Source organism: Pseudoxanthomonas mexicana, from assembly GCF_014397415.1.
Classification (GTDB): Bacteria; Pseudomonadota; Gammaproteobacteria; order Xanthomonadales; family Xanthomonadaceae; genus Pseudoxanthomonas_A; species Pseudoxanthomonas_A mexicana.
Genome location: NZ_CP060731.1, coordinates 3,755,849 through 3,778,572 on the forward strand (window position 1 = coordinate 3,755,849; position 22,724 = coordinate 3,778,572).

The window sequence follows — 22,724 nt, forward strand, 5'->3', positions numbered from 1 at the left end:
GGATGAACGGTTTTTCCAAGATCGGCTGGGCGGCGCTGGCGCTTCTCGGCGCGGTGTGCCTGGGCGTGGTGGCCCTGCGCCAGGGCGAGCAGATCAGCGCGCTGTGGATCGTCGTGGCGGCGGTATCCATCTATCTGGTGGCATACCGCTACTACAGCCTGTACATCGCGAAGAACGTGATGGGGCTCGATCCGACCCGCGCAACCCCCGCGCACCTCAACAACGACGGCCTGGACTACGTGCCCACCAACAAGCACGTGTTGTTCGGCCACCACTTCGCTGCCATCGCCGGCGCCGGTCCGCTGGTCGGCCCGGTGCTCGCCGCGCAGATGGGCTACCTGCCCGGCATGCTCTGGCTGATCGCGGGCGTGGTGCTCGCGGGCGCGGTGCAGGACTTCATGGTCCTGTTCATCTCCAGCCGCCGCAACGGCCGCTCGCTGGGTGACCTGGTCCGCGAGGAAATGGGCCAGGTGGCCGGCACCATCGCGCTGTTCGGTGCGTTCCTGATCATGATCATCATCCTGGCGGTGCTGGCGATGATCGTGGTGAAGGCGCTGGCCGAAAGCCCATGGGGCATGTTCACCGTCATCGCCACCATGCCCATCGCGATCTTCATGGGCCTCTACATGCGCTACATCCGCCCCGGCAGGATCGGCGAGATCTCGGTGGTCGGCATCGTCCTGCTGCTGCTCGCCATCTGGTTCGGCGGCAAGGTCGGCGCGCATCCCACATGGGGCCCCGCCTTCACCTTCACCGGCACCCAGATCACCTGGATGCTGATCGGCTACGGCTTCGTGGCCGCCGTGCTGCCCGTGTGGCTGCTGCTGGCGCCGCGCGACTACCTGTCCACCTTCCTCAAGATCGGCGTGATCGTCGCGCTGGCCATCGGCATCGTCATCGCCAGCCCGGAAGTGACCTCGCTGAAGATGCCGGCGCTGACCCAGTTCACCAGCTCCGGCGACGGTCCGGTGTGGAAGGGCGGCCTGTTCCCGTTCCTGTTCATCACCATCGCCTGCGGCGCGGTCTCGGGCTTCCATGCGCTGATCAGCTCGGGCACCTCGCCCAAGCTGCTGGCCAATGAAACCCACATCCGCTACATCGGTTACGGCGGCATGCTGATGGAATCGTTCGTCGCCATCATGGCGCTGGTCGCGGCCTCGATCATCGAGCCGGGCGTGTACTTCGCCATGAACAGCCCCGCCGCCGCGATCGGCACGAGCGCGGTCGACGTGGCCGCGAAGGTCAGCAGCTGGGGTTTCGTGGTGACGCCGGAGATGCTGACCCAGACGGCGCACAACATCGGCGAGGGCACGATCATCTCGCGCGCCGGTGGTGCACCGACGCTGGCCGTGGGCATTGCGGTGATCCTGCATGACGCGCTGCCCGGCGGCGACGCGATGATGGCGTTCTGGTATCACTTCGCCATCCTGTTCGAAGCGCTCTTCATCCTGACCGCGGTCGATGCAGGCACGCGCGCCGGCCGCTTCATGCTGCAGGACCTGCTGGGCAACTTCATCCCGCCGCTGCGCAAGACCGACTCGTGGGGCGCCAACGTCATCGGCACCGCCGGCTGCGTCGCGCTGTGGGGTTACTTCCTCTACCAGGGCGTGGTCGACCCCCTGGGCGGCATCAACACGCTGTGGCCGCTGTTCGGCATCGCCAACCAGATGCTCGCGGGCATCGCACTGATGCTGTGCACCGTGGTGCTGTTCAAGATGAAGCGCGACCGCTACGCCTGGGTCACGGTGGTCCCGACGATCTGGCTGCTGATCTGCACCACCTATGCGGGCCTGATCAAGATCTTCGACAGCAACCCGGCAATCGGCTTCGTCGCCCAGGCGAAGAAGTACCAGTTGGCCATCGCCGACGGCCAGTTGCTCGGCACGGCGAAGAGCATGGCCCAGATGCAACAGGTGGTGGTCAACAGTTACATCAACGCCGGCCTGACCGCCCTGTTCCTGTTCGTGGTGTTCAGCGTGCTGGTGTACGCGCTGCGCGCCATCGCCAAGGCACGCGCCAGCAGCACGCGCACGGACCGCGAGACGCCCTACGTCGCGCTGACCGACGAGCAGCAGAAGGCGTGGCTGTAGGCCATGGGTACCGAACTCGTCCCGCTCTCGCACTTCGCCACGCACAAGCGTGTGTGGCGGAGGCTGGTGCAGACCGCGCGCCTGTGCTGCGGCATCCCCGACTACGACAACTACGTCCGGCACGTGCTGGAGAAGCATCCGGACCGCGAACCGATGGACTACAAGACCTTCTTCCGCGAACGGCAGGAAGCGCGCTTCGGCGGCAGGAGCGGGTTCCGCTGCTGCTGAAGCAAGTTCCCGCTGCATTGACAGTTCAACGACCGCCCCTCCGAAAGAGGGGCGGCTTTTTTGTTAATCAGCCGCCGGCAAGCGCCTGCAACATCAGTCCCGTCAGGTAGGCGCAGTAGGTACCCAGCACGTACCCCAGAACCGCAAGCAGAACACCCACGGGCGCCAGTGCAGGGTGGAACGCGCTGGCCACAACCGGGGCGCTGGCGGCTGCGCCGATATTGGCCTGCGACCCCACGGCCATGAAGAACAGGGGCGCACGAATCAGGCGTGCAACCAGCAGCATCAGGCTTGCGTGCACCGCGATCCAGATCAGGCCCAGAAGCAACAGGAAGGGCTTGTTGGCCAGTGCCTTCAGATCCATCTGCATGCCGATGGTCGCAATCAGCACATACAGGAAAACCGTGCCGATCTTCGACGCGCCCGCGCCCTCGAGTTCACGCGCACGGGTCAGGCTGAGCACCACACCCACGGTCGTGGCAATCACCACCAGCCAGAAGAAGCGCGAATCCAGGCTGTAGTCCCGCAACCGCCATTCGGCAGGCAACGACGTGATCCACGCGACCAGTGGCTCGGCGAGAAAATGCGCGAAGCCGGTCGCGCCGATCGCCACCGCGAAGATCAGCATGAGATCCGTTGTCGACGCGATCCGTGCATGCTGCGCCTGGTAGCTCGCCATCCGCTCCTTGAGCGTTTCGATCGCCGAAGTGTCCGCCTTGAGCCAGCGATCCCAGAACGCCGCCCGGGACGCCATGAACAGCAGGGTTGCCATCCAGACGTAGCCGACGATCACGTCAACTGCCGCGAACTGTCCGAACAGGGTGGCGTCGACCTCGAACACCTCCTTCATCGCCGCCTGGTTGGCGCCGCCGCCGATCCAGCTTCCGGTCAAGGTGGTCATCCCGCGCCACGTTTCGCCTGCGACCGTTTCCGGATGGATCACCCCCATCGCCGTGAAACTGACCAACGCACCCAGCATCACGCCCACGGTGCCGGTCAGGAACATCACCAGCGCCTTCGGACCGAGCCGGGAGATGCCACGAATGTCCATCGACACGCAGAACAGTACCAGCGACGCCGGCAACAGATAGTCGCGCGCCATCGGATACAGGTTCGAGCCTGCACCGTCCACCAAGCCGAAGCTGTTGGCGATCGCCGGCAACAGGTAACAGGGCAGGATCGCGGGGATCACCGAGTAGAACTTCTTCCAGACCCCCTTCTCGCGGGAAGCGCTCCAGAAAACGAAGCCCAGGATGATCGCCAGCAATCCGAGGACTGCGGCGTCGCCAGTGATCACTGCAGCATTGATCTGCTGCCCCTCTGCGGGTGCTGCCATGCATTTACTCCCCGATGTGCTGCTTCAGCCAGGCGTTGACGGTGTCGTGCCACAGGATGCTGTTCTGCGGCTTGAGCACCCAGTGGTTCTCGTCGGGGAAGTACAGCAGCTTGGATTCGATGCCCTTGCGCTGCAGCGCGGTGAACGTGGACAAACCCTGGTCCACCGGCACGCGGTAGTCCTTCTCGCCCTGCACCACCAGCATCGGCACGCGCCACTTGGCGACGTGGTTGACCGGGTTGAACTTCTCGTAGTTCTCCGGCCTGTCGAACGGCGTGCCGCCGTTCTCCCACTCGGTGAACCACAGCTCCTCGGTCACGTAACCCATCGAACGGGTGTCGAACACGCCGTCGTGATTGACCAGGCACTTCCACGGCTCGTTCCAGTTGCCGGCGATCCAGTTGATCATGTAGCCGCCGTAGCTGGCGCCCAGCGCGCAGGCCTTGCCGCCGTCGAGGAAGGCGTACTTCTGCTGCGCCGCGGCCCAGCCCTTCTGCAGGTCTTCCAGCGGGCGGTCGCCCCAGTGCTGGCTGATCGCATCGGTGAAGGCCTGGCCGTAGCCGGTCGATCCATGGAAATCGATCATCACCACCGCATAGCCCTGGCCCGCGTAGGTCTGCGGGTTCCAGCGATAGCTCCAGCCGTTGCCGAAGCTGCCCTGCGGACCACCGTGGATCAGGAAAGCGACCGGGTACTTCTGGCCTTCCACGTAATCGTGCGGCTTGACCACGTAACCGTGCACGGTCTCGTTGTTCCAGCCGGTGAAGGTGAACTGTTCGAAGTCGCCGAAGCTGACATCCTTCAGCATATCCTGCGCGCTCGGCGTGATCGCACGCAGCGGCGCACCCGCCAGGGTGGTGGTGAACAGCTGGTCACCCGTCTTCAGCGTGTTGCGGGTGAACGCCAGGGTGTCGCCAGCGATGTCGAAGGCCGAGATGCTGCCCTCGGCGACCACCGGCTTCGCCGTGCCGCTGGCGACATCGACGGCGAACAGCGGGTGCTGGCCCACATCCTGCGCGGTGGTGTAGATCGTCGCGCCATCCTTCGACACCACGATGCCGTCGGCGGAACGGTCCCACGATGGTGCGATCTCGCGCACCTGCTTCGTGGCCAGGTCCATCGCCATCAGGCCGAAACGGTCCGCCTCGAAACCCGGACGCTTCATCGCGCGGTAGAACAGCGTCTTGCCGTCTGCGCTGAACACCGGACCGGTGTCCCAGGCGGGATTGGCCGCCGTCAGGTTGACCGGTGCGCTGCTGCCGTCCGCAGCGACCTGGTAAAGGTCGAAGTTGGTCGACCAGGCCTCGCCCTTGCCGGCCACGCGGATCGCGGCAACGACCGACGCACCATCCGGTGACCAGGTGTACTCATCCGCGCCACCGAACGGCTTGGACGGCGCGTCGCCATCCAGGCGGTCGGTCAGGGAAGTGGCACTGGCAACGGGCTTCGCCTTGCCTTCCGGCAGTGCGGCCACGAACAGGCGGCTGCGGCGCCCATCGGCCCAGGTGTCCCAATGACGGACGAACAGGCCGTCGTACACCACGCCGCTGCTCTTCTTGGCGGCGGTGTCGTCCAGTCTCTTCTTCGTGCAGGCGAAGTCGGCCTTGCAGTCGGCGAAGGTGTCGGTGCTGAACAGCACACGCGTCCCGTCCGGCGACACCTTGTAGCTGGCCACATCCAGTGCGAATGCCGTCAGCTGGCGCGGCGCCCCGCCGACCAGTGGCATCGCATACAGCTGCTGCGTGCCGGACTTCGCGCTGAGGAAATAGACCGTCTTGCCATCCGGCGAGAACGACGGCGAGTTGACATTCCACCCTTCCGGGGTCAAGCGCTTCGGCGGCGCCATGTCGCGGGTCAGCAGGTTGCGGACCCACAGGCTGCTGCTGGCCTTGACCACGTCGGCATCGACGATGCGCTTGGCGAAGACGACCGTGCTGCCATCCGGCGACAGCACCGGCGAGGACACGCGGTCCAGTTTCTGCAGGTCGCGCACATCCAGGCCGCGGGCGGCGACGAGCGACGGCAGCGCCGCCAGCAGGCAGAGAGGCAACAGGGCGGATCTGAGGTTCATCCGGGGCTCCGGCGACAGGAAAACCCCGATGTTAGGCGCTAGATGCGCCGCGGCGCAAAGGCGTGAGGTCACGCCCTTGCGCCGTGCAGCCGCTTAGTGCGGGCCGGACCCCGCCTCACCCAACGCCTTGGACTTGGCGCCGGTGCGGTACAGCAGCCAGCCCACGATCGCCAGGATCACCAGGCCGACGATCTCGCCCTGCTGGAAGGCCTCCGGCAACACCAGCACGTCGCGATCCTTGGACACGTAGATGGCGATGCCCACCGCGATGCCCATCAGCGCCTCGCCGGTGATCAGACCCGCGGCGAACAGCGTGCCGGGGCGATGGATGCGGTCGCGCGCTTCTTCGTCCTTCGTGCCCACCATGCCATGACGCTTTTCCACCAGATAGGCCAGCAGGCCACCGAGGAAGATCGGCACCATCAGCTCCAGCGGCAGGTAGATGCCGATGGCCGCGGCCAGCACGGGCACGCGAAAACTGCTCTTGCGGGCCTTCAGCATCTCGTCGATGGCGATGATGACCGCGCCGATGACCGCGCCGATGCCGATGATGCCCCACGGCAGCTCGCCACCGAACAGACCCTTCGCCACCGACGCCATCAGCGTGGCCTGCGGCGCGGACAGCGGATTCGGATGTTCGGCCGTCGGCGCACCGATGCCGTAGGCCTCGGACAGGATGTTCAGCACCGGCGCCATGATCAGCGCACAGGAGAACGCGCCGATACCCAGCATCAGCTGCTGCTTCCACGGCGTCGCGCCGACCAGGTAGCCCGCCTTGAGGTCCTGCAGGTTGTCGCCGCCCACCGCCGCGGCGCAGCACACGACCGCGCCGATCATGATCGCGGCCACCGCACCCAGCGGCGCCCCACCCGCCCCCACGGCCATGCGCCCGCTCTCGCCCAGCAGCAACAGCAGCACGACCGAAGCGAACAGGATGGTGGCGATGGTGATGCCCGACACCGGATTGTTCGACGAACCGACCAGACCGGCCAGATAGGCCGATACCGAGACGAACAGGAAGCCCGCTACGATCATGATGATCGCCATCGGGATGCTGACGTGCCACATGCCGACGATGGCCTGGTACAGCAGCAGCAGCGGCAGCACGAAGACCACCAGCGCCACCAGCATCCACTTCATCGGCAGGTCGCGCTCGGTCTCGGCGACATCGGCGCCACCGGAACCGGCACGCGCGGCGGCGATGCCGCTCTTCACGCCCGACAGCAGCGACTTGCGCAGGGAGAACAGCGTCCACACGCCGCCGATCAGCATGGCGCCGACGCCCAGGTAGCGGATCTTGGCCGACCAGATCGCACCCGCAATGTCCTCAGGCCCTGCCCCTGCGATGCTCTGCGCCAGCGCGGGATCGGTGCCCATGAAGGCCATGTGGTACAGCGGGATGGCGATGTGCCAGGACAGGATGCTGCCGGACAGCACCACGATGCCGATGTTCAGGCCCACGATGTAGCCCACGCCCAGCAGCGCCGGCGACAGGTTGGTGCCCATGTAGCCCAGGTACTTGCCGAAGAAGCCGGCGCCCGCCGCGGTATCCGGGATCAGGCGCATGCCGCTGTGGGCGGCGACCTTGAGCACGGCGCCGATGGCGGCGGAGAAGGCCAGGATCTTCAGGCCGGGGCCCGGATTCTCGCCAGCTTTCAGCACTTCGGCCGCCGCCTTGCCCTCGGGGAACGGCAGCGGTTCCTCGACGATCATCGAGCGGCGCAGCGGCACCGAGAACAGCACGCCCAGCAGGCCGCCGAGACCGGCGATGGCCAGCACCCAGGAATACTGGAAGTCCTGCCAGTAGCCCAGGATGATCAGGGCGGGGATCGTGAAGATCACGCCGGCCGCGATCGACGAACCGGCCGAGGCGCCGGTCTGCACGATGTTGTTCTCCAGGATCGTGCCACCGCCCAGCAGGCGCAGCACGCCCATCGAGACGACCGCCGCCGGGATGGCGGTGGCCACGGTCAGGCCGGCGAACAGGCCCAGGTAGGCGTTGGCGGCCGACAGCACGACGGCCAGCACAATGGCCAGCACGACGGCGCGGAAGGTAAGTTGCGGGGTCCCCGAGCTCATTGCATGTTCCCGAATTGCGGAAAGCCGACACGCTAGCGTCCGCTGCCCGGCAAGTCCAGCCGGAACGGGCGCCGTCGCTATACTCGCCGCGGAATCCACGCCGGAGCGGCCCTTGACCCCCCTCGCCCCCGCGGCCGCTGGCCGCGACGACTTCCTGGGCCACCCCAAGGGCGTCTACGTCTGCTTCTTCACCGAGATGTGGGAGCGCTTCTCCTTCTACGGGATGAAGGCGCTGCTGCTGCTGTACCTGACCAAGTACCACCTGTTCGCCGACGGCGCGGGTTACGACCTGATCGGGGCCTATGGCGGGCTGGTCTACTGCGTGCCGGTGATCGGCGGCGTGCTGGCCGACCGCTGGCTGGGCATGCGCAAGGCCGTGGTCTTCGGCGGGTTGTTGCTGGTGGCGGGCCATGCGGGCATGGCGCTGGAAGGCGCGGCGGCGACGATGGACGCTGGCGTGGTCACGCGCGACGAGGGCGCGCTGCGCACGATGTACGTGTCGCTGGCACTGATCGTCATGGGCGTCGGCTTCCTGAAGCCCAACATCACCGGCATCGTCGGCCGGCTGTATCCGGCGGGTGATCCGCGCCGCGATGGCGGCTTCAGCCTGTTCTACGCCGGCATCAACCTCGGCGCCCTGCTCGCCTCGCTGGTGTGCGGTTACCTGGGCGAGACGCTGGGCTGGAAATACGGTTTCGGCGCTGCCGGCATCGGCATGCTGCTGGGGCTGGCCATGTTCCTCTGGGGCCAGCGCTACCTGCATGGCCACGCCGAACCGCCCTCGCCCGCGGCGCTGCGCGCGCCCGTATGGGGCGTCCCGCGGGAATGGCTGATCTACGCGGGCGCCGCGCTCGGCGTACTGCCGGTGGCCTGGCTGATGTGGGCGGCGGCCAACGGCGCGTTCGCCCTGGGCGGCGAGTTCTCGCTGGCGCTGGCCTTGATGCTGCTGGTGCTGGCCGTGGTGATGGCGTGGTTCCTCTGGTTCATCGCCACCCAGTGCACGCCAGTGCAGCGGCGCCAGATGCTGGCGCTGATGGCACTGATCCTCATGTGCCTGGCGTTCTTCACCCTGTACGAGCAGACGTACGGCTCGTGGGTGATGTTCACAGACAGGATGCTGACGAAAGACCTGTTCCCGTCATTGGTACAGCCGGCATCGGTGGTGGTCTGGTCGGACAGCCTTGCCGCGAACGTCGCGCTATTCCTCGGCAGCGCACCGTGGTCGACCTGGGCGCTGGTGGCGATGCCGCTGTCGTTCATGATCGCGTCGCGCTGGTCGGAGCGGAGCGCGCACCCGGGCCGCCCTCGCGTGCTGTTCCTGGGAACCGCGGTCCTGATGGTGATGCTGGTACTGCGAGACTCGCTGGTCCTGCCTCAGACCGCCGGTTCGCTCACTTATCTGGGTGCGATGTTCCTGGTGGTGCTCGCACCGCTGTTCGCCTGGCTGTGGGCCATGCTGGGGCGCCGCGGCCGGGATCCGTCCAAACCGGTGAAGGGCGCACTGGGCCTGCTGTTCGGCGGCCTGTCCTTCATCCCGCTGGCATTGGCCGCACAGCAGGTGGGTGCCACCGGCATGGTCGCGAGCGTGTGGTGGCTGGTGCTGGCCTATCTGCTGCTGGAGATCGGCGAGATGTGCCTGGCGCCGGTGAGCCTGGCGGCGGTCACCGAATTGTCGGTGCCGCGCGTGGTGAGCTCGATGATGGGCATGTGGCTGCTGGCGACCGCGTTTTCGGAAACGCTGGCGGCGCAGTTCGGCAAGCTCGCCGCGATGGACGTTCCGGCGGACGGCGCCCTGGACATCGCCCACGCCGCCACCGGCTTCGCCGACCTGTTCTGGCTGATGATGTGGATCGGCCTGGGCTGCGCCGCGGTCGCGCTGCTGGCTTCGCCGTGGTTGCGGCGGGCGATGCGTGCGGCAGACTGAACCCCGCTGCGCGAATCGCCTGCGGCCGTATCAGCTGCCCAGCACCTGCTGCAGGCCCACGCGCCACTCGGGAAGCGCATGGCCGAGCACCTGTTCCAGCCTGCCGATGTCGAGGCGGGAGTAGCCGGGTCGACGGGCGCGCGTCGGATAGTCGGACGTGGCGATGGGAATCACCTTGGGGGCGCGTGAGATCAGTCCGCACGCCAATGCCTCTTCAAAAACGGCTTCGGCGAACCCATGCCAGCTTGTCTCGCCCCGGGGCGTGAGGTGGAACGTTCCGGATGGCGCATCGCGCAGGCCAAGAAGTTCCGTTGTGACATCCGCGATCAGCGCCGCCGGCGTGGGCGTACCGACCTGATCGGCGACCACGCGCAGTTCGCCACGGTCCGCGCCCAGCCGCAGCATCGTCTTCATGAAGTTGTGGCCGTGCCGGCCATAGACCCATGCGGTGCGCAGGATCAGATGCCGCCCCCCGACCGAACGGACCGCATCTTCGCCAGCGAGCTTGCTGGCGCCGTAGACACCCAGCGGCGCTGTCGGATCGTCCTCGCGATAAGGCCGCGAGCCCTGCCCATCGAACACGTAGTCGGTCGAGTAATGGACGAACGGAATGTCTCTCAGGGCGCATGCGTGCGCCAATACACCCGGGGCCTCGGCATTGGTACGGAAGGCCGCATCGACATCGTCCTCGGCCTTGTCTACCGCCGTGTAGGCCGCGGCATTGACCACGATGGCCGGCGCCACGCGCTCGACGAGCTCCGCAAGAGTGTCGGGGCGATCGAAATCGGCCACTTCGCAACGCGCACCGTCGGGCAACTCGCCGGAGCGCGTGGTAACGACCACATCGCCCAGCGCACGCAGACTACGCCTCAGCTCATGCCCGACCTGACCGTTGCCGCCGAACAGCAGGACGGTCATGGCGTGTAGGTCGGCAGCCGCTGCGGTGCCACATCCGCGAGCAGGGGCGCGACGGCGTCCTTAGCCGACAGCTGCGGCACGGTCACTGGCCAGTCGATGCCGATGGCCGGATCGTCCCAGCGTACGCCTGCATCCGCCGTCTTGTCGTACACGGCCGTACACAGGTAGCTGAACACCGCACGCTCCGAGACGACAGCGAAGCCATGCGCGAAGCCTTCCGGAATCCAGAACTGCCGCTTGTTGTCGGCGCTGAGCATCACGGCAGCCCATTGCCCGAAAGTCGGCGATCCGCGGCGGATGTCGACGGCGACGTCGTACACCTCGCCCTCCAGTACGCTGACTAGCTTGCCCTGGGGATTCGGCCACTGGTAGTGCAGGCCCCGCAGGACCCCGCGCGCCGACGACGACACGTTGCTCTGGACGAAGGCGGTCGGCAGGCCGTGCTGGCCGTAACGTTCCGCGTTCCACGTCTCGAAGAAGAACCCGCGCTCATCGCCGAAGACCGCCGGCTCGATCACGAAGCATCCCGGCAAAGACGTTTCGATCACCTTCATCGCACGACCCCACGCGATACCAGCGACAGCAGGTACTGGCCGTAGCCGTTCTTGGCCAGCGGCGCGGCGAGCTTCTCGACCTGCGCGGCATCGATCCAGCCATTGCCGAAGGCGATCTCCTCGGGGCAGCACACGCGCAGGCCCTGGCGCGCCTCGATCGTCTCGATGAAGTTGGAGGCTTCCAGCAATGACTGGTGCGTGCCCGTATCCAGCCACGCATGGCCGCGGCCCAGCGGCTCCAGGTGCAACGCGCCGGCCTCGAGATACCGCCGGTTGAGGTCGGTGATCTCCAGTTCGCCGCGCGACGATGGCTTCAGCTCCGAAGCGTATTCGCTGGCCATGCCGTCGTAGAAGTACAGACCGGTCACCGCGTAATGGGAACGCGGATTCGCCGGTTTTTCCTCAATGCCAACGACACGCCCCTGCGCATCGAACTCGGCGACGCCATAGCGCTCCGGATCGTTCACCCAGTATCCGAATACGGTAGCGCCCTCGCTCCGCGCATCGGCACGACGCAGCATGTCGGTGAAACCGTGCCCGTAAAAAATATTGTCCCCCAGCACCAGGCAGCTCGGCTGTCCGGCCACGAAGTCCCGACCGATCAGATAGGCTTGCGCCAGGCCATCCGGGCTCGGCTGCGCGGCGTACTGGATGTCCATGCCCCACTGGGAACCGTCGCCCAGCAACGCCTTGAACAGGGCCTGCTCATGGGGGGTATTGATCACCAGCACTTCGCGGATGCCCGCCAGCATCAGCACGCTGAGCGGGTAGTAGATCATCGGCTTGTCGTACACCGGCAGCAGTTGCTTGCTGATCGCCTGCGTCAACGGGTAGAGACGCGTACCCGAGCCGCCGGCGAGGATGATGCCCTTGCGCTTCGTCATCGCATCCACCTCAGACGGCCGTGCCGATGCGTTCGAGGCGGTAACTGCCGTCCAGCACTCGCTTCACCCAGGCTTGATTGGCGAGATACCAGTCGACGGTCTCCGTGATGCCCTGCTCGAAGGTGTATTCCGGCTCCCAGCCCAGCTCGTCGCGCAGCTTGGACGCATCGATCGCATAACGGCGGTCGTGCCCCGGGCGATCGGCCACGAAGGTGATCTGGCTGCTGCGCGGCTTCCCATCGGCGCGAGGCGCCCGTTCGTCGAGCAGCGCACAGATCGCGTGCACCACCTCGATGTTCTGCATCTCGGCGTTGCCGCCGACATTGTACGTCTCGCCTACCCGCCCCTTCTCCAGAACGGTCCGGATGGCTTGGCAATGGTCGCCAACGAACAGCCAATCGCGGACATTCTTGCCGTCACCATAGACAGGCAGCGGCTCCCCGGCAAGCGCGCGCGCGATGATCAGCGGAATGAGCTTCTCCGGGAAATGATAGGGACCGTAGTTGTTCGAGCAATTGGTGGTCAGGACCGGCAGGCCATACGTATGATGGAACGCGCGCACCAGGTGGTCGGAAGCCGCCTTCGAGGCCGAATACGGCGAATTGGGCGCGTACGGCGTTGATTCAGTGAACTTTCCGGTATCGCCCAGCGAACCGTAGACCTCGTCGGTGGACACGTGCAGGAAGCGGAATCGCTCGCGCGCCTCCCCTTCCAGTTCCTTCCAATGGTCACGGACCGACTCGAGCAATCCTAGCGTACCGACGACGTTCGTCTGGATGAACGCCGCAGGTCCATCGATCGAACGATCCACGTGGCTCTCGGCGGCGAAGTTCACCACCGCATCCGGACGATGCTCGGCTAGCAGCCTCGCGACCAGCGCGCGGTCGCCGATATCGCCTTCGACGAAGACGTGCAGAGGGTTGTCCTGTACCGAAGCCAGCGTATCCAGATTGCCCGCGTAGGTGAGCGCATCCAGGTTGACGACCTTCACGCCGCTTGCGACGGCACGCAGAACGAAATTACCCCCAATGAAACCGGCTCCGCCGGTGACCAGCCATGTCGGCACGCTACTGCTCCTTTCAAATCAGCTTGATTGCGACCCCAGCGACTTGAGACGCCTCAGAACGGGATATCGTCATCCGCGAAGTCGTCCATCGGCGCCGGCTGCGAGGCCGGTGCAGGCGCCGGCCGGCGCTGGCCGCCGCCCTGGTTGCCGTAGTCCTGGCGCGGGGCCCGCGCCGGGCGATCTCCGCCCGCGCCGCCACCGCCGCCTTCACGGCCGCCCAGCATCTGCATCTCGTCGGCGATGATGTCGGTGGAGTACTTCTCCTGTCCGTCCTGGCCGGTGTACTTGTCGTAGCGGATCGAACCTTCGACGTACACCGAGCTGCCCTTGCGCAGGTATTCGCCGGCGATCTCGCCGAGCTTGCCGAAGAACACCACGCGATGCCATTCGGTGCGTTCCTGCTGGTTGCCGTCCTTGTCCTTGCGCACGCTGGTGGTGGCCAGGCTGATCCGGGTGATCGCCATGCCGCCCTGGGTGTAGCGGGTTTCGGGGTCGTTGCCGAGGTTGCCGACCAGGATGACTTTGTTGATGCCGCGGGCCATATCGATATCCGTTCAGGGATGCCCGCCGAGCGCGGGCAAAGACCAGTGGAGTATACCCGCCTGGCCTTCGCCATCGGCCGCCGGCCCACGCGCCTGTAGGGCATTGCCGCACCCAAGACCCTATAATTGCGTGACTTTCCGGCCAGTCGCCCCATGTCCGTCGTCGAACCCCTCCGCACCGCCCTCGCCCTGCCCGGCATCCAGTCGCTCGCCCAGGCCGACATGGCCGCCGTCGATGCCCTGATCCGGGCGCGCCTGGCCTCGGACGTGGTGCTGATCAACCAGATCGCCGACCACATCATTTCCGCCGGCGGCAAGCGCCTGCGGCCCATGCTGGTGGTCCTGGCGGGCCAGGCCTGCGGCCCGACCACGTCGGACCACCACCAGCTGGCGGCCATCATCGAGTTCATCCACACGTCCACCCTGCTGCACGACGACGTGGTGGACGAATCCGACCTGCGCCGCGGTCGCAGCACGGCCAATGCCCTGTGGGGCAACGCACCCAGCGTGCTGGTAGGCGACTTCCTGTATTCGCGCAGCTTCCAGCTGATGGTGGAGCTTGACCGGATGGACGTCATGCGACTGCTGGCCGACACCACCAACCGCATCGCCGAGGGCGAGGTGCTGCAACTGCTGCACGTCCACAACCCGGATACCGATGAAGCCGCCTATCTGCGCGTGATCGAGCGCAAGACAGCCGTGCTGTTCGCCGCGGGCACCCGGCTGGGCGCGATGGCGTCGGGCGCGGATGAGGGGATCCAGCGCCGCCTGTACGACTACGGCATGGCGCTGGGCTATGCCTTCCAGATCGCCGACGATGTACTCGACTACACGGCCGATGCCGAAGCGCTGGGCAAGAACCTGGGCGACGACCTGGCTGAGGGCAAGGCCACGCTGCCGCTGATCCACGCGATCCGTCATTCCGATACGGGCACCGCCGATCGCCTGCGCGCCATCGTGCAGGAAGGCGACGCGGGCGCCATGCCCGAGGTGCTGGCCGCCATCCGTGCGACCGGCGGGCTGGACTACAGCCGCGAGCGTGCGCGCCACTACGCGGCGATGGCCGAACAGACGCTCGATGGCCTGCCCGAATCCGATGCGCTGGCCGCGCTGCGCGGCCTGGCCCGCTATGCGGTGGAACGCGGGCACTGACCCGCGCCCCACCTCACTTCGCGAACACGTCCTCGAAGAAGTCCGCCATCATCCGGTAGGCGCGTCGGGCCGAGGGTGCGTGGTAGACGCAACCCGGCGGATTCTGCGCATCGGATTCGGCGAAGCAGTGCACCGCGCCGCCGAAACTGACGAACTGCCAATCGGCACCCGCCTTGCGCATCTCGTCCTGGAACGCGGTGATTTCCGCAGCCGAAACATAGGTGTCGTCGCCGCCGTTGAGCACCAGCACGGGCGACTTCACCGGACCGGCGGCGGGCAGGTCGGTGGCGAGTCCGCCATGCAGGCTGACCACGCCCGACAACGCATCGCCAGCGCGGACCAGTTCCAGCACCGTGCTGCCACCGAAACAGTAACCGAATGCGCCGATGCGGGTCACGTCGACCAGCGTTCCGGGTTGTTGCTTCAGCACCTCGACCGCCTTCTGGACACGGGCACGCAATTTCGGTCGATCGGCACGCATCGCGGTGGCCACCGGGCCGGCCTCGGCATCGGTCTTCGGACGGATACCCTTGCCGTAGACATCGGCGACCAGCACCACGTAGTCGTCGCCGGCGACCAGGCGCGCCTTCTCTATGGCGGAATCGTTCACGCCCTTCCAGTTGGGCACCATCACCAGGCCGGGACGCGGTTGCTTCACCGCATCGTCATAGACCAGGACGCCGGCGAAGGTGTCGCCGCCGATCGTCCATTCCACGGGCTTGGCGATGGGCGCGGCGAACAGGGCGGGCGACCAGAGAAGCGAGAACACAGCAGGCAGCAGCAGTCGGCAACGCATGGCGGGTTCCTCGTGTGGGCAGGCTGAGGAACCAGTCTACGCCGCCTCCCTGCGAATGGATTCACGCGATGGCTCAGGCGAGACCCAGGCCCGGGATCGCCGTGATCGCGTCCGGATCGAATCCGGCCAGCTCCGCGAAATGGCGGCCACGCGCGACGTAGTCCTTGTACTGACCGAAGCTGGGCGCGCCGGGCGACAGAAGCACCACGCCCTCGCCGCCCAGCGCCCCGCGCGCGGCCGTCATCGCCTCCGGCAGCGTCTCGACGCCGATCAGCGTGAACCCCGCCTCCTGCGCCACCGGTGCGAGCAACGCGTGGATGCGCGGGCCATTGGCGCCCATCGTGATGAGGGTGGCCGGCGCGTCGTGGCGCATGTGCGCCGCGAAATCGGACCAGTCCACACCCCGGTCGTGCCCACCGACTAGCAGCGCGATGCGCCGTCCCGCGAAGCAGTCCAGCGCGGCCAGCGTGGCGTGCGGCGTGGTGCTGATGGAATCGTTGACCCAGGTGATGCCGTCGCGCGTCCCCATCGTCTGCAGACGGTTGGGCAGCGGACGGAACGACTGCGCCTGCGCGGCCAGCGGCAGCGCATCGATGCCCCGCGCCTCCAGCGCCGTCAGCACGGCGCACAGGTTGCTCCGGTTGTGGCGTCCCGGCAGCGGTAGCGGGCGGGTGTCCATGACGAACACGTTGCCCCGGTACAGATCGTCCTCGCGCAGGTGCCAACCGTCGTCACGGTTGAACCAGCGTACGTCGCTGTGCGGCAGCGCCAATGCGGCCAGCCGCGGATCAGCGGCGTTGAGCACGGCCATGCGCGGGTGTGCGTCCATGACGAGCTTCAGCTTGTCCTCGATGTAACGCGCCTCGCTGCCGTGCCAGTCCAGGTGCTCGGGGAACAGGTTCAGGACGATCGCCACGTCCGGGCGTGCGCCGCTGTCGGCGACATCGCCGGTCTGATAGCTGGACAGTTCGATGGCCCATTCGTCCGGCGCCGGCTGAGGATCCAGCACCTCCAGCATCGGCAGACCGATATTGCCCGCCAGGACGGTGCGCTTTCCCGCCGCACGCAGCAGATGCGCGAGCAGCGAGGTGGTCGTGCTCTTGCCCTTGGTGCCGGTGACGCAGAACGTATGCGGGACCACACCGTCGTCGCCCGCGTGTTCGCCGAACCACAGGCCGGTGCCCCCGATGAAGCGGGTGCCTGCCGCGGCCGCGGTCACTGCCGCGGGGGTGTAGGGGCTGATACCGGGCGACTTGATGACGATCTCGAACGCGGAAAGGCGTTCGGCGCCCGCTTCGATCTCCACCGACAGAAGCGGGTCGCCCAGCGCCGCGGCGTCCGCGGCTTCCTGTTCGTTGCAGAACAGCGTCAGCGGCAGCGAGGGCTGCCGCACACGCACGGCGTGATGCGCGGCGCGGCCTTCACGTCCCCAGCCCCACAGCGCGACACGCCGACCCTCAAGCTGCGAAATTCGCACGCAGGCGCTCCCACAGCGCAGCAGGAATGCGGTGCTCGCCACCGATTTCCAGCAACGGCGCCACGACCAGTTCTGATGCGTCGAGTTGCGGGCGGATCTCGCGGTTGAAACGCGCGACGATCGCGTCCTCGCGCCACTCCGGCCGGTCACCCAGCGCGGCCATCGCCGCGCGCGATTCCTGGCCTTCGCCGACGCATTCGAAAGGCTTGTGGTCCTGATACTCCAGCAAGGCGTCGAAGCCGCCGGTCTGGTTCGCGTCGTCCAACAGGTTGCGCCCGAAAATGCCGACGAGGCGCGGCTTCGGCATGAACGGCGCCAGCGCGAGGAACACGAAGTGGCATTTCGGGCACACGCCGCACCAACGGTTGGTGGGACGCTCGCCCAGCAGATGGAAATTGCGGTTGCAACTGGAGAAATGCGCGTCGTAATGATCGGTGCGGGCGAACTGCCGCGCCACCGCCAACTCCGACAGCGGCCGCAGCAGCGAGTAGTACTGCAGGTCGGCGGCGACGTGCGACTGCACGTACGCGCCGAAGGCGCTCTCGAACGCCCAGCCCTTCGACCACTGGTGGTTCACCTCGCCGGTGCCCGGGATCATGCTGCCGTAGCTGGCCGAACGCTCATTGGAGAACACCACCTGGTCCACGCCGTGCAGCAGCGCCGCCAGGACCATGATCGCCGAGTTGATCGCGGTGACCGGGATATGCCCATTCCATGCGCCCTGGCGGTTGTACTCGAACAGCTCCGGCGCCAGCGCGCGGCCGATGTTGAGCGTCGGCAGGCCGGTACGGGCCGCGCAGGCGGCGATCAGCTGCGAACCGCCGATCCAGGTGACGGTCTGGTCGACGCCCGCGCCACGCAGCGCCTCGATGCTGACCAGCGAATCCTTGCCGCCGCCGATGGCGACCAGCGCATGCTCGCGCAATCCGGCCGCGGCCGCCGGTGCCGGCGCCTGCGCCGCAACCGGGAAGCGCACGCGACCGTGCAGGCTCAAGCCATTGCGATACGCAAACTCGCCCAAGCCGTGCACGTAGACCTGCTCCATCAGCACCGCGGTGGCGGCATCGATGGCATAGCCCTCGATGCGGATCTCGTTCGGCACCGCTGCCTTGTAGTAACTGACGCCGGTGATCAGGTGCAGCAGGCGCACGGCGTGCTCGACGGCCTGTGCGCGAGTGGCGTCCAGCGCGAACGGCGCGCCCGGGATCGTCACGGTCTCTGTAAGCTCGGGGCCTTCGTCGAAGGCGTACACCAACCGCGCGACGCCGGTCTCCGCATCGAAGGAACAGCGGACGAAACGGAAGGCGCGGATGCTGGATTTGTCGAAAGTCGTCATGCGTGATCCGTGGAAGGAACGGCCTGGCGGCGCAGGTAGCGGCGGCAGGCGAAGTATTCAAGAACGAACAGCGGTACGGCGCCGAACAGCAAGGCCGCCAGGGAACCGTAGAAGATGATGACAGGCAACCAGGCCAGCGCCTCCGCGAATCCTGCCGGCCGGCTGGCCGCCAGCTGGTCGATGCCGGTGGCCACTACCGCCCAGACGGCGATCGCGAACGGCAGCAGCAGGAAGATCGCCAGCAGAACGCGCAGCGCCATGCCGCCGGCCTTCCATCCACGTCCGGCCGCGCTGGCACGCGCATGCCAGCGGGTGACGGACCACGCGCCGAACCCGGCCGCCAGCACCGTGGCCGGCAGAAGGCGCAACGCGGATGCCAGCTCCGCCATTCCGGGCGTGCGGCGGTCCGCGTCCATGAGCAACACGACTGCGACGGTCAGTGCCGCAGCGGCCATCAGGCTGGACACGATGAATTCAGTCCGCGGCGACATCGCCGGGCACTCCTTCCATCACGTCTTCCGCCGGCAGGCCGCGCAGGTTGTAGTGGCTGGCCATCACGTAGCCGTAGGCACCCGCGTCGGAGAACAGCAGCACGTCGCCCTCGGCTGTCGCCGACGGCAGCCGGCGACGCTTGCCGAAGATGTCGCTGGATTCGCAGATCGGACCCACCACATCGAACGCTTCCTGTTCCGCATCATCCAGGCGCGTCAGGTTGGCCACATCGTGCCAGGCGTCGTACAGCGCGGGACGTATCAGCGTATGCATGCCGGCATCGCTGCCCACCCGGCGGATGCCCAGCTTCTCCACCACCTGGGTGACCTGGGCCAACAGCACCCCGCATTCGGCCACCAGATAGCGACCCGGCTCGATCACCAGTTGATAGCCGGGATACGCCGCCTTGATCGCCGCGAGACCTTCGCCCCAGGCCGCCAGATCGAAGGGCTCGTCCGTTTCCGCATAGGGGATGGGCAGTCCGCCCCCGATGTCGATGGTCTCGATGGTGCCGATCTGGTCCGCCAGCCCGCCCAGCTCGTCGGCGATCTGGTTCCAGTGCTGCGCGCTTTCCACGCCGCTGCCCAGGTGCGCGTGCAGGCCAACGACGCGCGCGTCCAGCGCACGCGCGGTGGACAGGAACTCCTCGAGCTTCACCAGCGGCAGGCCGAACTTGGATGTCTTGCCGCCGGTCTTCACCTTGTCGTGGTGGCCGTCGCCGCGCCCCAGGTCCACCCGCAGCCACAGGCGCCGGCCGCGGAACACCTCCGGCCAGTGCTGCAGCGCTTCCACATTGTCGAGCGTGACGTTGATGCCGCGCTCCAGGGCGAAGGCGTACTCCTCGCGCGGTGCGAAGCTGGGCGTGAACAGCACGCGCTCCATCGGCAGCGAAGGCGCCACCTCGAACACGCGCTCGAGCTCGCCGCGGGAGACGCATTCCAGGCCGAAGCCCTCCTCCACCAGCGTCCGCAGGATGTCGGGATGCGAGTTGGCCTTGATCGCGAAGAAACGCCGGTCGACCGCCGCGATGCCCGCCAGTGCGCGGGCGCGGGCGCGCACCACGTCCAGGTTGTAGACATAGCGCGGTGTGCCCGCCTGCGCCAGCGACAGCAGATGCCTGCGCGCAGCGGATGCGCTCCACCAGCGCACGCCGCGATGTCGCACGGCACCGTTGATCTCGCGCCAACTGGGTCCGAACACGCTGGCCTCGTCGGTCGGCATGGCGCCGCTGTCGATCAGGGCCTCGTGCAGCAGCGGCAGCATGCCCTCGGCATCGGCCTCGTCGATCACGAAGGTCAGGTTGAGGTCGTTGGACGACTGCGAGATCAGGTGCACGCGTTCGCGGCCGAACATGGCCCAGACATCGGACAGCTTGTGCAGCAGCGAGCGCATGCCGCGCCCGACAAGGGTGATGGCCGTGCATGGCGCGATCACCTTCACCCGGCAGATCTCGGCCAGGTCGGCCGACAGCGCGGCCAGCACGTCGGTGCTGACCAGGTTCTCGCTGGGATCCAGCGACACGGTGACGTTGGTCTCCGACGAACCGATCAGGTCCACCGACAGGCCATGCTTCTTGAAACGGGCGAACACGTCGGCCAGGAAGCCGACCTGCTGCCACATGCCGATGCCTTCCATCGACACCAGCACGATGCCGTTGCGGCGGCTGATGGCCTTTACGCCCGGCACGGTCAGGGCATTGCCGTCGATGGTGGTCCCCGGCAGGTCCGGGCGCTCGGTATCGAGGATCGCCATGGGCACGCCGGCGTCGCGGCAGGGCTTGATGGAACGGGGATGCAGCACCTTCGCGCCGGTGGTCGCGATTTCCTGCGCTTCGTAGTAATCCAGCCGCGTCAGCAGTCGGGCATCGGGCACTTCGCGCGGGTTCGCGCTGAACATGCCGGGCACATCGGTCCAGATCTCAACGCGCTGCGCACCCAGCAGTGCGCCGAAGTAGGCGGCGGAGGTATCCGAACCACCGCGCCCGAGGATGGCGGTGCCGCCATCGGCATGCCGGGAGATGAAACCCTGCGTCAGCAGCATGGTCGTCGGCTGGCCGGCGAACGCGCGGCGCCAGTCCTGGTCCGGCGCGGTGTTGCACGACACCGACAGTCGTTGCGCCCACGGGCTCTGGTTGGGCAGAAAGTTCGCCTGCAGCCAGTGGCGGGCGTCCACCCAGCCGAAATCCAGCCCCTGCGCGCGCAGATAGGCCACACCGAGAGTGGACGAGAGCAGCTCGCCCTGCGCCAGCACCTCGGCCTGCCAGTCCAGCGTGCGGGTCGCGGCACGCGCATCGACCAGCAGGTTGCACAGCGCCGCCAGCCGGTCGCCGAGTACGGCATCGGCATCCAGCTCCAGTTCGACAAGGAACTCGCGGTGGCGCTGTTCCAGTTTCGCCACGCGCTCGGCACTGTCGGCCGCGCCGTCGGCAATGGCGGTCAGCTCGTTGGTGACGCCGGACAGCGCCGACACCACGACCAGCACGCGAACGCCCTGCTCGTCCGCCCGCTGTTTCGCCAGTTTGCCGATCGTGTTCCAGCGATGGCGGCGCGACACCGAGGTGCCGCCGAACTTGAGGACGATCCAACGATCAGACGCGGGAGTGGCAGAAGGCATGGATAGAGTGGCGAGGATGCCCGAACCCTTCGGGCGTGAACCGTCGATTCTAGCCCAAGGCCCCGCGTGCGACCCGGACCGTACCGCATGCAACGAACCCCGTCGGCAGTCACCCGACTTGATAAGCTGCCCGGCCCCCACGCGAATCCCCCCCATGACCTCTCGCCGCTACGTCCAGCTGGACGTGTTCGCCGACCGCCCCGGCGCGGGCAATCCGCTGGCCGTCATCCTCGACGCCGCCGGGCTCGATGACGCCGCCATGCAGGCCATCGCCCGCTGGACAAGACTGCCGGAAACCACCTTCGTCTTCGCGCCCACGCGCCCGGATGCCAGCTACGCGGTGCGCATGTTCAGCCCGCGCCGCGAGGTGCCGTTCGCCGGCCATCCCAGCGTCGGTACCGCGCACGTGGTGCTCGATGCCGGCCTTGCAGCCCCCGTCGATGGCCTGCTGCTGCAGGAAGGTGCGGCCGGCGTGCTGCCGCTGCGCGTCGAGGGCAACGGCGCGGCGCGCACGATCGCCGTGCGCACGCCGCGCGCGACCGTGGTGAAGGAAGGCGATCCCGCAGGCGACGCGCTGCTGGGTGCCGCCCTCGCGGCCCTGCCTCCCGGCGGGCTGCCGCCCGCCCTGGTCGATGGCGGCCGCCGCTGGTGGCTGGCCGAGGTGCGCGACGAAGCCGCGCTGCGGACCGCCACGCCCGACTGGGATGCGATCAGTGCCCTGGCGCGGGCCACCGACAGCATGGGCGTGTGCGCCTACGCACGCACACCGGGTCGTGACTACGACCTGGCCGTGCGCGCCTTCGTCGGTGCACCGGCGGCGTTCGAGGACGCGGCATCCGGTGCGGCGAACGCCACGCTGGCGGCGTGGCTGAAATCACGTGATGCCCTGCCCGGCCGCGACGGACGCTACGTCGTCAGCCAGGGCCGCGAGGTGGGCTACGACGCCCGCCTGCAGTTGCGCGTCGACGATGCCGGCGATGTCTGGTCCGGCGGCCATGTGCGCACCATCGTGACCGGGCAGATCGACTGGTGATGCGTTCGCGCCCACTGTAGGAGCGACGTGAGTCGCGACCGCAAGGCAGGCGGTACGAGGAAACCCTGGTGTATGCATGCGCCACGCATCGCCACTCACCCAACGCCCCGGTCGCGACTTACATCGCTCCTGC

General features: G+C 67.3%; 18 protein-coding genes. 5 read left to right on the forward strand and 13 right to left on the reverse strand.

The annotated features are described in order from the left end of the window. Positions 1 to 2: 2 nt before the first annotated feature. Together IAE60_RS17585 and IAE60_RS17590 are read left to right on the forward strand one after the other, a co-directional pair. Positions 3 to 2,090 (forward strand): carbon starvation CstA family protein, encoded by a 2,088-nt coding sequence (locus IAE60_RS17585; RefSeq protein ID WP_187573213.1) that lies wholly within the window; start codon positions 3 to 5, stop codon positions 2,088 to 2,090. Positions 2,091 to 2,093: 3 nt separating this feature from the next. After that, on the forward strand, positions 2,094 to 2,318 hold the full coding sequence (locus IAE60_RS17590) for a YbdD/YjiX family protein (RefSeq protein WP_093490326.1): 225 nt from the start codon (positions 2,094 to 2,096) through the stop codon (positions 2,316 to 2,318). 67 nt (positions 2,319 to 2,385) lie between these two features. Here the strand turns inward: IAE60_RS17590 and IAE60_RS17595 are convergent, their stop codons facing one another. The 3 genes from IAE60_RS17595 to IAE60_RS17605 form a co-directional block, all read right to left on the reverse strand. Beyond that, a complete protein-coding gene (locus tag IAE60_RS17595) occupies positions 2,386 to 3,654 on the reverse strand; it encodes a DUF819 family protein (RefSeq protein ID WP_276533354.1) in 1,269 nt (422 codons plus the stop codon). A gap of 4 nt (positions 3,655 to 3,658) precedes the next feature. Next, positions 3,659 to 5,725, reverse strand: coding sequence for an alpha/beta hydrolase family protein (locus tag IAE60_RS17600; RefSeq protein ID WP_187573214.1), 2,067 nt, complete (start codon positions 5,723 to 5,725; stop codon positions 3,659 to 3,661). A gap of 93 nt (positions 5,726 to 5,818) precedes the next feature. Further along, entirely contained in the window at positions 5,819 to 7,804 is a 1,986-nt protein-coding gene (locus IAE60_RS17605) for an OPT family oligopeptide transporter (RefSeq protein WP_187573215.1), read from the reverse strand. Positions 7,805 to 7,916: 112 nt separating this feature from the next. Between IAE60_RS17605 and IAE60_RS17610 the strand changes: the two genes are divergently transcribed. Next, positions 7,917 to 9,728 carry a peptide MFS transporter gene (locus IAE60_RS17610; protein WP_244966606.1) on the forward strand — a complete coding sequence of 604 codons (1,812 nt, stop codon included), beginning with the start codon at positions 7,917 to 7,919 and terminating at the stop codon, positions 9,726 to 9,728. A 30-nt stretch (positions 9,729 to 9,758) separates the two neighbouring features. On the opposite strand, the gene rfbD is transcribed toward IAE60_RS17610, so the two are convergent. From rfbD to IAE60_RS17635, 5 genes are read right to left on the reverse strand one after another with little or no spacing between them, the layout of a single operon-like run. Beyond that, positions 9,759 to 10,646, reverse strand: a complete 888-nt coding sequence (gene rfbD / locus IAE60_RS17615; protein ID WP_187573217.1) for a dTDP-4-dehydrorhamnose reductase — start codon at positions 10,644 to 10,646, stop codon at positions 9,759 to 9,761. Further along, positions 10,643 to 11,200: a dTDP-4-dehydrorhamnose 3,5-epimerase gene (rfbC, locus tag IAE60_RS17620; protein WP_187573218.1), complete on the reverse strand. Its 558-nt coding sequence runs from the start codon at positions 11,198 to 11,200 to the stop codon at positions 10,643 to 10,645. The genes rfbD and rfbC overlap by 4 nt, the downstream gene beginning before the upstream one ends. Then, complete coding sequence (gene rfbA, locus IAE60_RS17625; RefSeq protein WP_187573219.1) at positions 11,197 to 12,084, reverse strand: glucose-1-phosphate thymidylyltransferase RfbA; 888 nt, start codon at positions 12,082 to 12,084, stop codon at positions 11,197 to 11,199. Before rfbA ends, rfbC begins: the two co-directional genes overlap by 4 nt. 10 nt (positions 12,085 to 12,094) lie before the next feature. Further along, positions 12,095 to 13,150 carry a dTDP-glucose 4,6-dehydratase gene (gene rfbB / locus IAE60_RS17630; RefSeq protein ID WP_187573220.1) on the reverse strand — a complete coding sequence of 352 codons (1,056 nt, stop codon included), beginning with the start codon at positions 13,148 to 13,150 and terminating at the stop codon, positions 12,095 to 12,097. A gap of 53 nt (positions 13,151 to 13,203) precedes the next feature. Next, positions 13,204 to 13,692 (reverse strand): single-stranded DNA-binding protein, encoded by a 489-nt coding sequence (locus IAE60_RS17635; protein WP_187573221.1) that lies wholly within the window; start codon positions 13,690 to 13,692, stop codon positions 13,204 to 13,206. Positions 13,693 to 13,845: 153 nt separating this feature from the next. On the opposite strand from IAE60_RS17635, the gene IAE60_RS17640 reads away from it, so the two are divergent. Further along, a complete protein-coding gene (locus IAE60_RS17640) occupies positions 13,846 to 14,844 on the forward strand; it encodes a polyprenyl synthetase family protein (protein ID WP_187573222.1) in 999 nt (332 codons plus the stop codon). A gap of 13 nt (positions 14,845 to 14,857) precedes the next feature. On the opposite strand, the gene IAE60_RS17645 is transcribed toward IAE60_RS17640, so the two are convergent. The 5 genes from IAE60_RS17645 to IAE60_RS17665 form a co-directional block, all read right to left on the reverse strand. Next, positions 14,858 to 15,640, reverse strand: coding sequence for a dienelactone hydrolase family protein (locus tag IAE60_RS17645; protein ID WP_162109634.1), 783 nt, complete (start codon positions 15,638 to 15,640; stop codon positions 14,858 to 14,860). Positions 15,641 to 15,713: 73 nt separating this feature from the next. Then, a complete protein-coding gene (gene murD, locus IAE60_RS17650) occupies positions 15,714 to 17,117 on the reverse strand; it encodes a UDP-N-acetylmuramoyl-L-alanine--D-glutamate ligase (RefSeq protein WP_187573223.1) in 1,404 nt (467 codons plus the stop codon). After that, a complete protein-coding gene (murL, locus tag IAE60_RS17655; RefSeq protein WP_187573224.1) occupies positions 17,098 to 18,453 on the reverse strand; it encodes a UDP-N-acetyl-alpha-D-muramoyl-L-alanyl-L-glutamate epimerase in 1,356 nt (451 codons plus the stop codon). The genes murD and murL overlap by 20 nt, the downstream gene beginning before the upstream one ends. Continuing rightward, positions 18,450 to 18,944 carry a hypothetical protein gene (locus tag IAE60_RS17660; protein WP_185896812.1) on the reverse strand — a complete coding sequence of 165 codons (495 nt, stop codon included), beginning with the start codon at positions 18,942 to 18,944 and terminating at the stop codon, positions 18,450 to 18,452. The genes murL and IAE60_RS17660 overlap by 4 nt, the downstream gene beginning before the upstream one ends. Then, positions 18,928 to 21,558, reverse strand: a complete 2,631-nt coding sequence (locus tag IAE60_RS17665; protein WP_187573225.1) for a bifunctional aspartate kinase/diaminopimelate decarboxylase — start codon at positions 21,556 to 21,558, stop codon at positions 18,928 to 18,930. The genes IAE60_RS17660 and IAE60_RS17665 overlap by 17 nt, the downstream gene beginning before the upstream one ends. A gap of 154 nt (positions 21,559 to 21,712) precedes the next feature. Here IAE60_RS17665 and IAE60_RS17670 point away from each other — a divergent pair, with 154 nt between their 5' ends. Continuing rightward, entirely contained in the window at positions 21,713 to 22,591 is an 879-nt protein-coding gene (locus tag IAE60_RS17670) for a PhzF family phenazine biosynthesis protein (RefSeq protein WP_187573226.1), read from the forward strand. The last annotated feature ends 133 nt before the right edge of the window (positions 22,592 to 22,724 follow it).

What these genes read in the sequence shown, in the direction of transcription:
- IAE60_RS17585 (WP_187573213.1), top strand. Translation starts at nt 3, where the DNA reads ATGAACGGTTTTTCCAAGATCGGCTGGGCGGCGCTGGCGCTTCTCGGC.
- IAE60_RS17590 (WP_093490326.1), top strand. Translation starts at nt 2,094, where the DNA reads ATGGGTACCGAACTCGTCCCGCTCTCGCACTTCGCCACGCACAAGCGT.
- IAE60_RS17595 (WP_276533354.1), bottom strand. Translation starts at nt 3,654, where the DNA reads ATGGCAGCACCCGCAGAGGGGCAGCAGATCAATGCTGCAGTGATCACT.
- IAE60_RS17600 (WP_187573214.1), bottom strand. Translation starts at nt 5,725, where the DNA reads ATGAACCTCAGATCCGCCCTGTTGCCTCTCTGCCTGCTGGCGGCGCTG.
- IAE60_RS17605 (WP_187573215.1), bottom strand. Translation starts at nt 7,804, where the DNA reads ATGAGCTCGGGGACCCCGCAACTTACCTTCCGCGCCGTCGTGCTGGCC.
- rfbD (WP_187573217.1), bottom strand. Translation starts at nt 10,646, where the DNA reads ATGACCGTCCTGCTGTTCGGCGGCAACGGTCAGGTCGGGCATGAGCTG.
- rfbC (WP_187573218.1), bottom strand. Translation starts at nt 11,200, where the DNA reads ATGAAGGTGATCGAAACGTCTTTGCCGGGATGCTTCGTGATCGAGCCG.
- rfbA (WP_187573219.1), bottom strand. Translation starts at nt 12,084, where the DNA reads ATGACGAAGCGCAAGGGCATCATCCTCGCCGGCGGCTCGGGTACGCGT.
- IAE60_RS17635 (WP_187573221.1), bottom strand. Translation starts at nt 13,692, where the DNA reads ATGGCCCGCGGCATCAACAAAGTCATCCTGGTCGGCAACCTCGGCAAC.
- IAE60_RS17640 (WP_187573222.1), top strand. Translation starts at nt 13,846, where the DNA reads ATGTCCGTCGTCGAACCCCTCCGCACCGCCCTCGCCCTGCCCGGCATC.
- IAE60_RS17645 (WP_162109634.1), bottom strand. Translation starts at nt 15,640, where the DNA reads ATGCGTTGCCGACTGCTGCTGCCTGCTGTGTTCTCGCTTCTCTGGTCG.
- murL (WP_187573224.1), bottom strand. Translation starts at nt 18,453, where the DNA reads ATGACGACTTTCGACAAATCCAGCATCCGCGCCTTCCGTTTCGTCCGC.
- IAE60_RS17660 (WP_185896812.1), bottom strand. Translation starts at nt 18,944, where the DNA reads ATGTCGCCGCGGACTGAATTCATCGTGTCCAGCCTGATGGCCGCTGCG.
- IAE60_RS17665 (WP_187573225.1), bottom strand. Translation starts at nt 21,558, where the DNA reads ATGCCTTCTGCCACTCCCGCGTCTGATCGTTGGATCGTCCTCAAGTTC.
- IAE60_RS17670 (WP_187573226.1), top strand. Translation starts at nt 21,713, where the DNA reads ATGACCTCTCGCCGCTACGTCCAGCTGGACGTGTTCGCCGACCGCCCC.